We start from the raw sequence: 15,823 nt of genomic DNA, 5'->3' as shown, positions 1-15,823 counted from the left end.
GAGAGCAAAAGGAAAACAACGAAGAAATGATGATTTTAACGACAAATTAAGTATATTGTCTTGATGCAATAGCGAGTGGGGGAAACCACGGCAATAGCGAGTGGGGGAGACCCCCAAGACCGCGCTGCCTCCCCAAGACCGCGCTGCATCGCTTTCTTATCCCCCACACCCCACACCCTACACCCTACACCCCACACCTGACGTCTTTGTAAAAAACATACCCTTGAAAGGATGGGGAGGTGGGGAGGTGGGTCAACCACATAGCCTCTCCCCAAGACCTTGCTGCATCGCTACTCCCTACTCCCTACTCCCTACTCCCTACTCCCTACTCCCTACTCCCTGTGCTGTACAACAATCAACTAGAGGTTTGACTGCGATCGCACGCAAACCCACCGAACCTAGGAAATCCTGCCAATCCCGTTCTAACCTCAAATCATCTGGTTTCTGGTACCGTAGTTCAGCTAAGGCTGTCATCGCATCATGCCAAATACCGTGACTGGCATAAACACCAATACGCTCCCGTGGTGAAGTAGCAGCCTTGAGCTTACTACTGAGGGTAGAGTCTGGTATGATGCGTTTTACTAATCCTTCCACCTTGGGATTCCCAGAGCGGCGGCGATTAACTACAACAGAGAACTGCCATCGATATACCTGGTCAGTTTCTAGAGGTTTGCTCAAGGGAACACGGACAATACCAGGAGTTCCAGATAACCGAATCCTTTCTTCTAGTAGAGAGTGTTGGTTCTGATCTAGCAGTACAAACTCCACCGTCAGTTCAGGAGTAGACTGTTTAGGAACATAAAACCAAAAGCTAGGAGACTCAGCTAAGGTCAGTGCTAAGAAAGATTTCGAGTCATTACTACAGTTGCCAGTTGCCTCGACAATCTCGCTACTGCCAGGGACTATAGCAATCAGCTGATCCGAACACAGACCACGTGATCCTCCTGATGTCCGTTTCGGTGGTCTGCCCACATCATCAAAGCTTTCCTGTTCTGTAGCATTTGGCGGGAGGAAATATAAACGTCCTCCAGCTGTTGTAATCTGATCAGGTCTACCATCACCGTCAAAGTCTAGATCTGGTTGAGCTGATGGAGTATCGGATGTAGATAAACTATTTGCGGGGGAGTTACTGTTTAGAGCAACAGAGTGGGAACGCGCTCGTAGAGGGTAAATGGTGAAATTAAGTAGTACCCAGACCAGGGTCAAGATCAAAGAAGGTTTGTACAAGGCTAGCTTTTTGTTATACATACTCAGAGGTTTAACAAACGTTAATTTTTTTAAAGGATTCCATAATCCTTATCAGTCCTTAATGAGGGATTTTCTGCAAACCTTTACATTTCTTATCACACCGATCGCATATAGAGCATTTCCAAATAGATCACGAAAGGCTAGATCTCAACTGCTGACCTCAACCTGGGTGTCTTCTGCTTTACGCCTTGAGGTTAGTAGCTATCAGAACAATGACGCAGTTGACCTTGTCTTGATTATTGCGCGAGTGGTTTGTTCGCGTTCGCCTTTGGCGTGGCCTACGGCCAAGGGTCGGCAGGCCTTGAAGTTACCGTAAGACAGGCTCGCCTTAATCAATAAGTTTTAACCTTTTTTGCATAGCCTACCAACCATAAAGGCTCAGCTCAACGTAATCAGGTTTCGTCTCCGGGGGAAACCACGGCAAAGCGCGAGTGGGAAGACCCCCTTTGGCGGCGCTGCCTCCCCATTAGCGCTTAGGTGCCCTTGACCCGTGGCGAATTTAATTCGTCACGGGTCGCACCTCTGCATCGCTGATGACTGATTTATTGACCGAAATACAGTATTACATATCAATCCCGACTCATTTCTATAGTTGAACAGGACGTGAGACGCATTCCCCCACCTCGTTCAGGTGGGGGTTAGTCCACGCCAATAGTAATTACTACAAACCTGGAACACTGATTGTTTAATTGTCGTCCAATCTTTTAAAAGCTAAGATATTAAGTGTAGGAAAGTTTATTAGACCAGTGAAAACGCCGACCAAAGTCATACGAACTGACAAATGGCAGCTTAATGTGACTTCCGTTCAAAGGACATTGTTCAGGGAGACGATTAAAGTGTATCGCCAAGCTTGTCGGTATTTGGTCGGAATTATTTATACTCATTGGTCTGAGTTGGGGTGTTTAACAGCTGATCAGCTAACCCCTGCCGTTGAGAGGCTGATGCATAAAACAGCCAAACGTCCTAACATCAAATACGCGCAATTTAACAAATCTTTTTACAAATTCCCTAGCTATTACCGTCGTGCTGCGATCTCCTTTGCTGCTGGTCAGGTTAGTAGTTATGTAACCCGCTACCGCGAATGGCAGTCGGGTACAAGAAAAAGGAGGGATAGCAAGCCACCAAAACTAAACGCTGATACTGGCTGTTATCCTGCCTTGTACAAAGGCCAATGCTATAAACTACATGGTTTTGATCAAGCCGAAATCAAGGTTTTTGACGGTTCAGACTGGGTTTGGACTACTGTTCAAATTGCTGGTCTCAGGGAAAGGCACGCCTGTGCCAGTAACAAGATGATGTCCCCTTCGTTGATTTTCAATGAAAGGGCTTGTCATTTATCGGTTCCGTTTACTTGTAAGCCAGAAAAACGGAAACCAGAATCCAATGTGACTGCGGTAGATCTGGGAATTAACACTGCCGCAACAATAGCAGTTGTGACCCATAGCGGCACTGTAATCCACAGGGAGGTGCGATTCGTTAGTTATAAACCGAACCCAATAAGGGTAAGGGGGACTAACTGCTTGGTTCACTTGAACCATGACAACTTGATAACCATGGAGGTGAAAGACCTCCCCTCGCGAAATCCGAGTGACAGCCTTACCCTGATTCATGAACTTAACAAACTCATGGATTGGTGCAAGGGTCGAACAGTGAAGCACTACTAACCTGAAGGTGGTGTTAGTAACAGGCAAAGGACTCATGGGTACGAAAGAAAGGTATGTCTAAATCATCGTAAGGATTACGTAGTTGAAACAGGTTGAAACACTACAGACAAAAGGCAACGGAATATGGTTTACAAGGCTTTCACATCTTGTAAAGATTTCCTTCATATATTCCCGGTGAAAAGTACCGCCCTAAAAGTCCAAAGAATGGTTATCAGGAACGAAGTAACCCTTATATACACTCTCGGAAAGGTCGAACATTCCGAGTAGGTAGTTAGCCGTAAGTGGTATAAGGGCAAGATTGAGTCAAAAGCCAACGTCTGGAGTAACATCCAGGATATGCTGACAGACTCACGTTATAGGAAAAGATATGGATGTGAATAGCAATGAATAAGTCTAAAACTCGGGGGTTCGCCCCACAGTCGGAATGGAACAAAGTCAACTGGCGAAAGTTAGAAATGACAGTGTTTAAGTTGCAAAAACGTATATATCGAGCCTCCCAACGTGGTGATGTGAGCGTGGTAAGAAAACTCCAAAAAACACTAACAAAGTCCTGGTCAGCAAAAATGATTGCGGTTAGACAGGTCACCCAAGAGAACAAAGGTAAAAAGACTGCCGGAATAGATGGGATTAAAGCTTTAAATAATAAGCAACGTCTCACCTTAGTAGCCGACCTAAAAATCTCAAAAAAGGCACAACCTACCAGAAGGGTCTGGATTCCCAAACCTGGAAAGAAGGAAAAACGGCCTTTGGGAATCCCAGTCATGTATGACCGTGCTCTACAAGCACTCACCAAACAGGCACTAGAACCTGAATGGGAGGCAAAATTTGAACCTAATTCTTATGGGTTTAGACCAGGACGCTCATGTCATGATACTATAGAAGCTATATTTGTGGCCACCAATCGTATGCCCAAATGGGTACTCGACGCGGATATCGCCAAATGCTTCGATAAAATCAACCATGATGCACTTCTAACTAAATTAAATACATATCCATCCATGAGACGATTAATAAAGTCCTGGTTGAAATCCGGTGTGATGGATAATGGAACATTCTCACCTACAGAAGAGGGTACCCCTCAAGGTGGAGTCATCTCTCCACTTTTAGCGAATATAGCCCTCCACGGAATGGAAGAAAGAATTGAACAATACGCTGAATCAATGCCCGGATGTAAAAGGGACAATAAAAGAGCAATAAGTTTGATTCGATATGCAGATGACTTCGTTATCATGCACAAAAACCAAAACGTGGTAGAAGACTGTAAGGAAGTCATCAATACATGGTTAAAAGACATGGGATTGGAATTAAAGCCCAGTAAAACAAAAATAGTTCACACTTTTGACGGATTCGATTTCCTTGGATTCAATATCCGTCAATACAAAGTGGGGAAAAACCATTCAAAACAAGGCTTTAAAACGTTAGTCAAACCATCTAAAGAAGCAATTTCAAAGCATTTCAGGCAGCTCTCAAATGTTATAGAAAGACATAGAGCCGCTCCCCAAAAGGCGTTAATAAAACACCTAAAGCCTATTCTACGTGGATGGTGTAACTATTACAGAGGAGTCTGTAGCAAGGAAACATACACAAAACTAGGATACATGCTTTGGAACAAACTCCGAAGATGGGGGTATAGAAGACATCCCAAAAAATCAAGAACCTGGGTATACAAGAAATACTGGGGAACCAAAATAGAAAAGGCCAAGAAACCAGGAGAAAAACTCAAGGTGGACAACTGGGTATTCATGGATAAGGAAGAAAACTACCTTCCTAAACACGCCGAAACAAAAATTGTAAGGCATGTAAAAATCGAGAAAACCCGCAGCCCCTATGATGGCGACCTTATTTATTGGAACACCAGAATGAGAAAACATCCTGAAATGACCAGTCAAAAGGGAAGGCTTTTGAAAAGGCAAAAAGGGAAGTGCGCTCATTGTGGCCTTATCTTCAGGGACGGAGATTTACTGGAAAAACATCACATTTTACCACGTTCATTAGGAGGAAATGATTCAGACAAAAATCTGGAATTATTACACCTCCATTGTCACGACATTAAACACGGAATCAAAATCAATTCTTCAGAATTAGATGAGAATCCATTCTAGAGGTACTAATGGCAATAGTTCCTATGATGAGGAGCCGTATGATGCGAAAGTGTCACGTACGGTTTTGAAGACGAGTCGGAGGGGCGACTCTCCGGCTTAGTTTAATTTTATACATCCTGGGAGAGACATAGACCGTCGGGACAAACGACTAAAATCCGTATCTATGCGGGCGTCTAAGACTATGGGTAAGGGCGGAAGACTTCATAAAGGTTTTTGTTCTAAAACCTATCAAAAATGCCAAAGAATCAACACCCAAATTGGTCACATTGTCTCAAAGCGAATTGTTGAGATTGCTGAACAATTTAATTCTGAAGCGGTCGTATTTGAGAACCTCAAAGGATGGAAACCAAAAGGTGGACGGAAGCGGTCTAATCTACGACAAAGGTTTCACGGATGGCTCAAAGCAAAAATTCGCGACTTTACACAGATGAAGTGGACTGAGTTGGGTGGAAAGGTAATAGAAGTTGTAGCTGCCTATACTTCAAAGCTTGCCTATGACGGTTCTGGCACGGTTAGACGTGATTCAAGGAATTATGCCCTAGCAACCTTCCCTTCAGCTAAGCTATTCAATGCCGTTCGCGTAGCGTGGCCTACGGCCAATCTTAATGGCGCTTACAACATCGGGGCTAGAGGTGTACTTAAGCTCGTTCGCAGAAATGACAACGAGGGTCGTTCCAGCAAAAGTTCTGGACGACCGCCTAGAAGCTGGGCTTGTCTGTGTGACTTATGGACGCTTCGTAGTTCTAAGGTGTGCATAGGACACTCCCACCTGGCTATCGCCACGCTACGCGAACGGCGATAGCCAGGTGGGAGAAGCTTCATTTAAAATTCATTCAATCTTTAACAAATAACCTTTTTATCAAAATTTTTTAAAAGAATTGGATGATAAATCTAGCCTTTACATTTGAGATGTAAACAGAATCGCGATTAGTAAAGGCAAGATGCAAGAAGCAAAAGGCCAGATATAATCAAGTATCTAGGGATTTTTGGTAATATAAAAAACTGTCATCCTTGTTTACATTTGATTTAAAAATGCTAGAAACTACGATGGCTCCACTGGTTGCCACTAAGGCCAACGCTGATGGTATAAAAGGTATCCATCCCCCCTGGAGTAAGAGACCATAACAGACTCCAGATAAAAGGCTGATACCAACAAAAACAGCAATTCCCAAGTAGGATGGGGAATGTAAACGCCAAACTAATAGGCCTCCCACCACAGACCAACTACCAATCCAAAGCATTTCCCCCCACTGTGGCAACCACCAGAGCAAGGGTCGTTTATTCAAAACAGCACTAATAATCTGACTACTCATCTGAGCTTGAACCATAACCCCAGGTATTTTGTCAGACCATGGCCCTTTAGTATAGGGAGTCTGGTGTACATCCTTTAAATCTTTACCAACCCCAATCAAGACAATCTTATTTTTGACTAAATCCGGCAGTTGGGAGTCAAGTTTACCCTTGAGTAAGTCTTGGAGATTAACTTGTTTGGGATTATTGGCACGATAATTAAGGAGTATCTGATATCCCCTTGCATGTTCTGGCTTTAACTGATATCCACCAGCATTGTGTGCGAATTTCCGAAACACCACATCACCGATTTCTACATCCCCTGCTGAATTTCTCTTCATCGGCGGGATTCCCTCTTCGGCTAGGTAATTCAGAGCCACTTGTAAACTTAGAGAGTAACGAGTATTACAATTATCCGGATAGCCCATCCCTAGAAGTTGGCGACGGATAATATGATCTGGGTCACGAGGGAAATCACTAAAGCCGATCTGTTGTGATGTCATACCCGGTGGTGAAGCGATACCAGGGTGATCATTACTTTTCATTTGGCACACCGCAATGAAACGGGGATTTTGTTTCAATTGAGTCCCTAAGTTAGGTTCAAACTCAAAGTCATGATAAATATCTAAGCCAATCACTCGCGGTTGATAACGGTTGAGTTTTCGCAACAGTTCTGCCAAGGCTGTATCGGATAATGACCCTTTTCTCGACCAACCCATCTTTTCCTGATACTGAATATCTGGTTCATCCACCGCAATTACTAAAACCCGCTCATCCGGCTTTTCAGGTGGTCGCAGACCGATAAGATGGTCGAAAGCACGTAATTCTGATCCTTGTAACAGCCCAAGCGATCGCATTGTGATCACTGCGATAGTGACCATCAAACTTACCAGTAAAACCCTTGGGAGTTTGGGTTTATGCTTGAGATAGTCTCGATCATCAATAGGATTGCTAATATTTCGGATCAAGTCTTCCCAAGTTGGCGGTTCCAGAGCAGGATTTTGAAATATCACTGGTAACCAACTAGCACAGGGATAGTTATCTTCTACCTCCTCCTGCAATCTTTTCCGGGTTTCCCAAACTGAATCCGATAAGGATTTTTGCTTTGTAGCAAATGCGTTGAGAAAATACCTTAAAAACGTCTGAGCTACCTCATCTGGCACCCGTTCCCGCATTACCAGGGTTGTCGAGATTGGTAAACTAACCAATTCTGCTGCTAATCCTAACCCATCACAGGAATTAAAAATAGCCAATTTTAAACCATTTTCAATCGCATTGCTTAGACCATACTTTAACTCCTCAATGGTTAGGCTTTCATCTTCATTGATGAAAAATCGTCCTTGTAAATTATCTTTCTGGGTAAAACTATGACCAGCAAAAAACAATATATCACACCTTTTATCCCATAATTCATGGCTTAATTCTTTTTTTTTGGGACTGATTAAAGGTACAATTTCTGCATCCGGTAATTCCTCCTGGAGTAATGCCAAATCCTTCTCGATATTAATCCCGGTGTCATCTCCTAGAATTGCCAATAGTCTGACTTTATTTCTAGATTGGTCGATTGCTTGGAAGGGTAAGGGAAATTCTGACGTACTGAAATTAACCTCAATATCACAATCGGACAAGACATCCCAGAGATGCCAAGGCAATTGCCAAAGTTTGATATTATTAGTTTGAATAATAAACCGAATCTGGTCATTGGTCGATAAAGATTTTAACACTTGATCCCGGAAGCGTTGAAACTTTCTATCCGTTGAATTTAGCCAATTATTGATCGCCTCTTCTAAATCATGAGCTGAGTTGATAATTGAATAGTTGGTTATCTGTTCTGAGGGAGCTGTCAGTTTCCGATCCGGTGGATGCAGTTTGATTCTCCCTTGAGCACGATAGCTTAAGAGCCAACTGTTGCACAATTGGTTAATCTCAGGTGCTGGCGGTAACCAACCGTCAATTTCTCTAGCCATTAAATTATTTTCATTGGGATCAATCCCAATTTTTAGGATTACCCGAAAGCCCTTTTTAAAATCACCATCAACTATTTTAAAGGTTACTAGTTTCGTCATTTTTAATCCCCTAGTATTCAATTTATTAATAGTATTTTTCAATTGGGTGGCAGAGAAAGTCCTTGGTTATAGGGAGTCGGGAGTCGGAACCCACCCCTAACCCCTCCCAGGAGGGGAACGGGAGTCGGGAGTCGGGAGTCGGGGTAAGAAACTTGAAGGTACCTGATAAGTATCAGAAACGCTATCTTAAAACCTTCCACCTCACAACCTTTAACTTTCAACCTCACAACTTTCAACCTCACAACTTTCAACCCTAAAGTTTCAACCCAAGATAGATTACAACACAAACTCTTTGGAGAAGCTGGCATCTGCCAGTACCAGTTTTACCATAAATCTATCCCCCTTTTCACCATTAAACTCTAATTGAATCCAATTATCAGCATTTCTCGACTGAGCCGACAAGAAAATTTCTCCCTGGTGATCAAGTACTAGCAAGTCGAGATTAGGTTTTAGATATTTACTGTTAGTAGGATACACCCGTAAGTGAACATTAATTTCACCATCTGCTTCAGGTATGAAAGTAACCATAAATGCTACTTTGGTCTCATTGAGTTGCATTTCTAAATCAATTATCTTAACTCGCCTAATCCCAGCTTGGGGATGATTTGGGTCAAGTTTTCCCAAACTGACAGCGGCTTGGCGACGTAAGTCATGATCGTCAGTAGTATTGATCATGTCAGCAAGCAATGCGATCGCCTCTAAGTTACTATGACCAATTTCACCCAATAATTCTATAGCGGGTAAGTTAGTATCTTTACTGCTATTGGTTTTTAATAGTTTAATAATTGCGGTCACAGCTTCAGGGATATTTTCCGAAAAAGGGGAAGATGCTGAAGAATTATCGTTAAAACGATCCTTCAAACGAATCGGTTGAGACCGGTAAGCTAAGCTTAAAGTAGGTTCACCATTACGTGCTCGAATTTCCTCAACAGTTTGCCAACCAGCCTCCAGGAAATTATCCAGCCATGACAGTAAGGTTATAGATGGCTTACGAGAGTCAACTAGGGAACGTTGTTTATATAATTCCTTGCGCCATCTAGAATTTGATACCAGTGCCTGCCACTTAGCAAAAGGAATATCTAGCCTCGGAGAATAAGGAGTTTCCTGGCTCAATTGCTTGATTAACGTTGTTGCTTCATCACAGGATAATCTTGCCATTGGCTTTACGACCAGTTTGGGACTAGGAGCAAGTTCCTCCGTTACCCACATCACATTCAAATCTTCAATTAAATCTACCGCATCCACAGCGTAGGTTTCATCGATGATGTCATAGTTACCATGATCACGTAACTGTTGATAAGTTGTGTATCCCGACACCTGTAACCAGCATTCTTCTAAATTCAGTTGCATCGCCACATAATAATGACTAGCCCACTCAGGAATATCAACCCACTCTCGCGGTACTCGCAACGCTGTAAACTTGATTTCTTCACTAGGAATTAATACCAGTCGCATCTGGTTTAGCTCAACAGCTGTACCATTCACTACGTCCCAGAAACTTGGTAAATCCCCCAACTCTGGCCATACTAATGCTTTGTTTAGTGGTTTCTTTAGTGCTTTGTCTAGTGCTGTTTCTAGTAAATTTGCTTCTGTTAAATTTGCTTCTGTTAAATTTGCTTCTGTGTCCAGATAGCTTAAAAACGTATTCAGACAGAGACAATTCAGATACGCTCGCCAACGAGCAGCTTGATTAGAATAACCTTGAGCTTGGGTTTGGTGCCATGCTTGTTCTCGTTCTTCTGGGGAGAATTCTATCAACAATTGGTCTGGGTGTAGGAAAGCTACATCCTCTAAACTTAATTTCATTGACTCATCTCCTTTTTGGTTAATCGTTAATTGGTATTTGGGATATTGGGATATTTGGTGTTTTCACGTTTCAGGTTTCAGGTTTTACTTTGGCTACATTGGTTTTGCCCTATTTCCTGATCGAGATTGCTCTAGTAGTGCCTGATTTTGCTGGAGCCACCGCTCAATAAATTTAGTTATCGCTGGTTTAGCTGATCGAAATTCAATCAGTTCTATAGACATTTTTTTTTCAATTAATACCTCAAACCTTGGTTGAATTAATTCAAGTAAACTCTGGTTTATTTTTGTTAGTTTGTTTTTTTCTATCTTACTAAAATTAATAGTCATTGATTTAGCAATATCTTCATCATAAATTTTATAAATAACTTTAGAAAATAACTCTTGGCTATCAGCACTTAAGTAAGCTTTTAGATAGTTATTAATATAGTTAGTTTTAGTGGTTGCATTAAGGCGCTGATTGATGTCTTTAGAGGTTAGACTTGTGCTCATAGCATCCTGAAAATAAAAGGTGACGACTGCCTTCAAAATTCGTTTAAAATAACGTTGAAACTGGCGAGCAATTTGATATTGCTTTTTAAACCCGAAAAGCTCGATAAAATCTTGTTGATTGATGCCTAGACCAAGCCAAAGTCTTAGGGATGTTTGAGCTAGCTGATCTAAAGCAGTAAATTCTCTTAAGATAATAGTCCTGACTTGAGCCAACTCATCCTTTTCTTCCTCTTGGATTACCACCTCCAAAGGATTAGATGCTATATCAGTAATTTCCCCATACTCATCTAAGGATACTGAATTCCTGTGTTGAGACATCCGCACCGCTTGGATGCAAATGGCTAGCATTTCTTCAATGTGCTGAGTGCTGATTGCTGTTCCCGTAGCGTGGGCGTAGCCCATATGCTGATTGCTGTTCCCGTAGCGTGGGCGTAGCCCATATGCTGAGTGTTGATTGCTGAGTGCTGATTGCTGATTGCTAATTGCTGAGTGCTGATTGCTGTTCCCGTAGCGTGGGCGTGGCCCATATGCTGAGTAACGTACTACTTGTCTTAACCAATCTGAATCACTTATTTTAGGGTTATTCCTCTTAAAATCAGCAAGTTTTAACTCAGAACTAACCATTTGAGTTAACCGATTTAACTGCTGGTTGTAACGAATAGCAATTTGTTGAAGCTGTTGCTGGCTTAGGAATTTAATTGGGGAATGATGGCGAGACTTTCCCTTGCTGCTGGGAGGATAAATTTCGTTAAAGTAGTCTTTAAAGGATTGCCAAGCCAGACGATAATAGTTGAAATCTTGATTAGTGATTCCATAGTTATTAAGTGCTTGCTCAAGTTCGGTTTTATCCAAATATCGCAACAAGCCATAATCAGAAAATTTGATAGATTTTAACCTGAGTTCCTTGGCGACTTGATTTCTAATAATTCGCTTGAGGGCATTGAAAGCATAGGCATTGATAGAAGACTTAGCATAAAAATTAAATCCTCTGAGGAGTTTAGCTGGCTGGCTGGCTGCTTCACTAGCAATGATGAAACATTCCTCTACAGGATAATGTAAGGCAAGATTATGAGATTTACTCAACTGATGGGCGATCGCTTGAGATGCAGACCAACAAACAAACTGTAGGTAATTGAATAAGAGCTGATCAGATAAGGTTAACAATAACAGATAAGCTCTGATCACCACTATCGCAGGATTAGTCATGGATAAAATCCGGTAAATACCAGATGCTTGTCTCAACTGATATAAGAAGCAAGCAGCCCAATCGGCTTCGCTCCTGTCTGGCTCAGACTCGACTAGATGTGCCATGAAACCCTCTAATCTAGAATTAGATTGAAAAACCGGCTCGATCCCCCTATCACCTTGGGGGTCTTTGAAATAAATGGATGTCGAAAACGGTTTGATACCTGAGTTGTTAGTAGGCATTGATTCTTTACCCTAGCTTCTAGTAGCGCTTTACCTTAACTCCTAACTTAAATCGATTCATCGCTCAAACAACTAAGTGGAAGGAAACCTCATTACTTACTTAGTACTCAAGCTTAGGGGTTATGCAGCTTGTCTATAAAATAACTACATAACATTTGATAATCGAAGATTATGCTCAAGGGTAACTTAACCCATTATCCCTACCCCTCCAGACGACGGGTAGTCATGGGTAATCGATTTGCCGTAGCCACTAGCCAATCCCTAGCCACCCTAGCTGGTATGGAAATGTTTTGGGCTGGAGGCAATGCTGTAGATGCTGCTATAGCCACAGCGATCGCATTGACAGTGGTTGAACCTACCTCTAATGGTATCGGTTCTGATGCCTTCGCCTTAGTATGGGATGGTAGACTCCATGGCATCAACGCCTCTGGCAAAAGCCCTCAACACCTGACCCTTGAGCATTTTGCTGGCATGAGTCAAATTCCTGCTATCGGCTGGTTATCGGTAACGGTGCCAGGAGCGGTATCAGCATGGCGTAGTTTATGGCAACGGTGGGGAAAGCTACCCTTTGAGCAATTGTTTGCCCCAGCCATTCGATACGCCGAAGCCGGATTTCCAGTCTCTCCAGTCACAGCAAGAGCTTGGAAACGGGCGGAAGCTCTGTATCTTCCCCTGACTGGACGAGAATTTGAACCATTTAAACAGGTATTTTTCCCTAACCAGCGCGCACCAGTAGCTGGGGAGGTATGGGGGAGTAAGGATCATGCTGAGACCTTGAAAGCGATTGCAAACAGTGGTGGTGAAAGCTTTTATCAAGGGGAAATTGCTGATGCGATCGCAAACTTTGCGGCTAATACTGGTGGCGTGCTGACCAAAGCTGACCTAGCTAGCCACCAAGCTGAGTGGGTAAACCCGATTTCAACTAACTATCGTGACCTGACCGTATGGGAGATTCCCCCCAACACCCAAGGGATGGCGGCCTTAATGGCATTAAATATAATCGAAGGTTTTGACTTAAGCCACTATCCCCGTGAATCAGCCCAAAGCTATCATCTACAAATCGAAGCCATGAAGCTAGCCTTTGCTGATGCTCACCGCCATATCACTGACCACCGGTTTATGGAAGTCCCAATCGAAACGCTATTAGACCATGGGTATGCCAGGGAACGCCGGAAGTTAATTGGGGAAGAAGCGATCGCGTTAGCAAAACCCGGTTTACCCAAAGGTGGCACAGTTTATCTAGCAGCAGCAGATGGGGAACTAATGGTATCCTTTATCCAATCTAACTTTGAAGGCTTTGGGAGTGGGATTGTTATTCCTGGCACTGGCATTGCCTTGCAAAACCGAGCCTTAGGGTTTACCCTAGAATCCGGTCATCCTAATCAAGTCGCACCAGGTAAGCGGTCATATCATACCATTATTCCGGGTTTTATGACTCAAAATGGTCAACCTCTAGGGCCCTTTGGAGTGATGGGAGGCTCCATGCAGCCTCAGGGACATGTACAGGTAGTGGTTAATCTGGCAGATTACGGGATGAATCCTCAAGCTGCTCTAGATGCTCCCAGATGGCGATTTGTGGATGGGTCACAAGTCCTATTGGAACAGAGTGTACCCCGTCATATTGCTCTGGAGCTAGCTGAGATGGGTCATGACATTCAGGTTATGGCAGATAGCATAAATTTTGGTAAAGGTCAAGTTATCTGGCGTCAGTCAGGGGTTTTGGTAGCGGCATCTGAACCCCGTGGTGATGGATTAGCCTTGGTAGGGTGAAGGGGTCATGACAATCCAACAGATGTTAAGGAAAAAATTAATAGCGCTGTTGGCTCTATCATGCACTACAGTTATCTTAACTATGGCTACAGGGATAGTCTATCCGGTAACCCTAGGACGCTCACATTATCAACAACCATTGCTAGCCCAGTCGTGGCAAGAGGCTCAGCTGACTCAACTAATTTCAGGTCATCGGTCAGATGTTAATTCTCTTGCCATTAGTCCAGATAGCCAAACCCTAATTAGCAGCAGTAAAGACAAAACCATCAAGTTTTGGAATCTCAGGGATGGTAGGCTACAGAGGACGATCAAAGACTTTACCAGAACGCCCAGTTCTCTAGTAATCAGTGCTGATGGTAAACGTCTCGCTGCCGCAACAGAAAGACAAATTAATATCTGGAACCTAGAAACTGGAGCACCACCTCGTACCTTGAAAGGACATACGGGTATAGTCAGATCAATCGCAATTAGTCCCGATGGCAAAATCCTAGTAAGTGGCTCTCCTGACAAGACCGTTATGGTGTGGGATCTCCTCACTGGCAAAACTTTAGGCACCATTACCGATCATTCCGACTGGGTTACTGCTGTTGCCATTAGTCCCGATGGAAAACATTTAGTTAGTGCCAGTGGCGGGTCAGATCGTTCTATCAAGATTTGGGATTTATCCACCCTAGAATTGCGGCAAACCATCTCAAAACAACCTGGTCAGATTTCTGATATTGCCATTAGTGAAGATAGCAACATCCTAGTTGCTAGTGTTGATAAAATCGTCAAGTTGTGGGATATCAACAGTGGCGAAGAATTAGCTATGCTCGAAAGTCACTCCGCACCAATTCTCTCCATTGCCATTAGTTCCGATGGCAAAACTATCGCTAGTGCTGGCAGTGATAAAACTATCAAGCTGTGGGATGTAGAGAGTAGACAATTGCTGCGCACTCTATCTGGAAATGATGGCTGGGTTTGGTCAGTTGCCATTAGTCCAGATGGAAACACTCTAGTTAGTGGTGGGGAGGATGGTACGATTAGAATTTGGTCGTTAGTCCTTAATCCCATTAGTCTTGAACAGGAAATCAAGAATCGGGAATCGGGAATCGGGAATCGGGGGAAGTCTTACTTGTAGGGTGGGCAAAAACAGTTTGGTTCCAATGAGTATTAATGATTAGATGGCTTTGCCCACCTTACTTGAATTGGTATTTGTCTTACTTGTAGGGTGGGCAAAAACAGTTTGGTTCCAATGAGTATTAATGATTAGATGGCTTTGCCCACCTTACTTGAATTGGTATTTGTCTTACTTGTCGGGTGGGCAAAAATAGTTTGGTTCAAATGAGTATTAATAAAATGATGGCTTTGCCCACCCTACGTTAATTGGTATTTGTCTTACTTGTCGGGTGGGCAAAAACAGTTTGGTTCCAATGAGTATTAATTAAATGATGGCTTTGCCCACCCTACGTTAATTGGTATTTGTCTTACTTGTCGGGTGGGCAAAAACAGTTTGGTTCCAATGAGTATTAATTAAATGATGGCTTTGCCCACCCTACGTTAATTGGTATTTGTCTTACTTGTCGGGTGGGCAAAAATAGTTTGGTTCAAATGAGTATTAATAAAATGATGGCTTTGCCCACCCTACGTTAATTGGTATTTGTCTTACTTGTCGGGTGGGCAAAAACAGTTTGGTTCCAATGAGTATTAATAAAATGATGGCTTTGCCCACCCTACGTTAATTGGTATTTTTTTTTACTTGAGCTGAACAGACCAAGGTTTGATCACCTACGGAATCAGTCGATTGCGACAGTGCAATAGTTCTTATTTCCCAAAGTTGGATTTACCAACTTGATCGGGTCATCAATCTCATTTTTGGAATATCGGTAGTCAGTATCAAAGTAAGATCATCCACTGACCGAATTGATGGTGACAGTGCAATAGTTCTTATGTCTCCAAGTTGGTAAATCCAACTTGATAG

Annotated in this window: 10 protein-coding genes and 2 pseudogenes; 7 read left to right on the top strand and 5 right to left on the bottom strand. The window is 42.9% G+C overall.

The window, feature by feature from the left end; genetic code table 11:
• Positions 1–75: 75 nt before the first annotated feature.
• Together BJP34_RS48400 and BJP34_RS48395 are read left to right on the top strand one after the other, a co-directional pair.
• The gene (locus tag BJP34_RS48400) at positions 76–201 is read left to right on the top strand and encodes a hypothetical protein (RefSeq protein ID WP_267876486.1); all 126 of its coding nucleotides are present in this window, start codon (positions 76–78) and stop codon (positions 199–201) included.
• 38 nt (positions 202–239) lie between these two features.
• Positions 240–371 carry a hypothetical protein gene (locus BJP34_RS48395; protein ID WP_267876485.1) on the top strand — a complete coding sequence of 44 codons (132 nt, stop codon included), beginning with the start codon at positions 240–242 and terminating at the stop codon, positions 369–371.
• On the opposite strand, the gene BJP34_RS05030 is transcribed toward BJP34_RS48395, so the two are convergent.
• A complete protein-coding gene (locus BJP34_RS05030; protein WP_070391405.1) occupies positions 319–1,248 on the bottom strand; it encodes a DUF928 domain-containing protein in 930 nt (309 codons plus the stop codon). The genes BJP34_RS48395 and BJP34_RS05030 overlap by 53 nt on opposite strands.
• A 746-nt stretch (positions 1,249–1,994) precedes the next feature.
• On the opposite strand from BJP34_RS05030, the pseudogene BJP34_RS05025 reads away from it, so the two are divergent.
• The 3 genes and pseudogenes from BJP34_RS05025 to BJP34_RS05015 form a co-directional block, all read left to right on the top strand.
• Positions 1,995–2,714 (top strand): annotated as a pseudogene (locus tag BJP34_RS05025) (IS200/IS605 family accessory protein TnpB-related protein); the annotation flags it as partial.
• 581 nt (positions 2,715–3,295) lie between these two features.
• Complete coding sequence (ltrA, locus tag BJP34_RS05020) at positions 3,296–5,014, top strand: group II intron reverse transcriptase/maturase (RefSeq protein WP_070391404.1); 1,719 nt, start codon at positions 3,296–3,298, stop codon at positions 5,012–5,014.
• 106 nt (positions 5,015–5,120) lie between these two features.
• A pseudogene (locus tag BJP34_RS05015) lies at positions 5,121–5,816 on the top strand (IS200/IS605 family accessory protein TnpB-related protein); the annotation flags it as partial.
• A gap of 166 nt (positions 5,817–5,982) precedes the next feature.
• Here the strand turns inward: BJP34_RS05015 and BJP34_RS05010 are convergent.
• The 4 genes from BJP34_RS05010 to BJP34_RS05000 form a co-directional block, all read right to left on the bottom strand.
• Positions 5,983–8,370 carry a CHASE2 domain-containing protein gene (locus BJP34_RS05010; RefSeq protein ID WP_070391403.1) on the bottom strand — a complete coding sequence of 796 codons (2,388 nt, stop codon included), beginning with the start codon at positions 8,368–8,370 and terminating at the stop codon, positions 5,983–5,985.
• Positions 8,371–8,408: 38 nt separating this feature from the next.
• Positions 8,409–8,597: a hypothetical protein gene (locus BJP34_RS38735; RefSeq protein WP_149030802.1), complete on the bottom strand. Its 189-nt coding sequence runs from the start codon at positions 8,595–8,597 to the stop codon at positions 8,409–8,411.
• A 49-nt stretch (positions 8,598–8,646) separates the two neighbouring features.
• Positions 8,647–10,176 (bottom strand): DUF1822 family protein, encoded by a 1,530-nt coding sequence (locus tag BJP34_RS05005; RefSeq protein ID WP_070391402.1) that lies wholly within the window; start codon positions 10,174–10,176, stop codon positions 8,647–8,649.
• Positions 10,177–10,269: 93 nt separating this feature from the next.
• Positions 10,270–12,093, bottom strand: a complete 1,824-nt coding sequence (locus tag BJP34_RS05000) for a hypothetical protein (RefSeq protein WP_070391401.1) — start codon at positions 12,091–12,093, stop codon at positions 10,270–10,272.
• A 171-nt stretch (positions 12,094–12,264) separates the two neighbouring features.
• Here BJP34_RS05000 and BJP34_RS04995 point away from each other — a divergent pair, with 171 nt between their 5' ends.
• Both BJP34_RS04995 and BJP34_RS04990 read left to right on the top strand, forming a co-directional pair.
• Complete coding sequence (locus BJP34_RS04995; protein WP_070391400.1) at positions 12,265–13,863, top strand: gamma-glutamyltransferase family protein; 1,599 nt, start codon at positions 12,265–12,267, stop codon at positions 13,861–13,863.
• 7 nt (positions 13,864–13,870) lie between these two features.
• Positions 13,871–14,983 (top strand): WD40 repeat domain-containing protein, encoded by a 1,113-nt coding sequence (locus BJP34_RS04990; RefSeq protein ID WP_083305005.1) that lies wholly within the window; start codon positions 13,871–13,873, stop codon positions 14,981–14,983.
• Positions 14,984–15,823 lie beyond the last annotated feature (840 nt).

The sequence above is a fragment of the Moorena producens PAL-8-15-08-1 genome (assembly GCF_001767235.1).
Classification (GTDB): domain Bacteria; phylum Cyanobacteriota; class Cyanobacteriia; order Cyanobacteriales; family Coleofasciculaceae; genus Moorena; species Moorena producens_A.
The sequence above is the reverse complement of the archived record's forward strand: the minus strand, read 5'-3'. Positions and strand labels throughout refer to the sequence as shown.

Bases quoted from the DNA above. Each gene is read 5' to 3' on its own strand.
- BJP34_RS05030 (WP_070391405.1), bottom strand. From the start codon at position 1,248: ATGTATAACAAAAAGCTAGCCTTGTACAAACCTTCTTTGATCTTGACC.
- ltrA (WP_070391404.1), top strand. From the start codon at position 3,296: ATGAATAAGTCTAAAACTCGGGGGTTCGCCCCACAGTCGGAATGGAAC.
- BJP34_RS05010 (WP_070391403.1), bottom strand. From the start codon at position 8,370: ATGACGAAACTAGTAACCTTTAAAATAGTTGATGGTGATTTTAAAAAG.
- BJP34_RS05005 (WP_070391402.1), bottom strand. From the start codon at position 10,176: ATGAAATTAAGTTTAGAGGATGTAGCTTTCCTACACCCAGACCAATTG.
- BJP34_RS05000 (WP_070391401.1), bottom strand. From the start codon at position 12,093: ATGCCTACTAACAACTCAGGTATCAAACCGTTTTCGACATCCATTTAT.
- BJP34_RS04995 (WP_070391400.1), top strand. From the start codon at position 12,265: ATGCTCAAGGGTAACTTAACCCATTATCCCTACCCCTCCAGACGACGG.
- BJP34_RS04990 (WP_083305005.1), top strand. From the start codon at position 13,871: ATGACAATCCAACAGATGTTAAGGAAAAAATTAATAGCGCTGTTGGCT.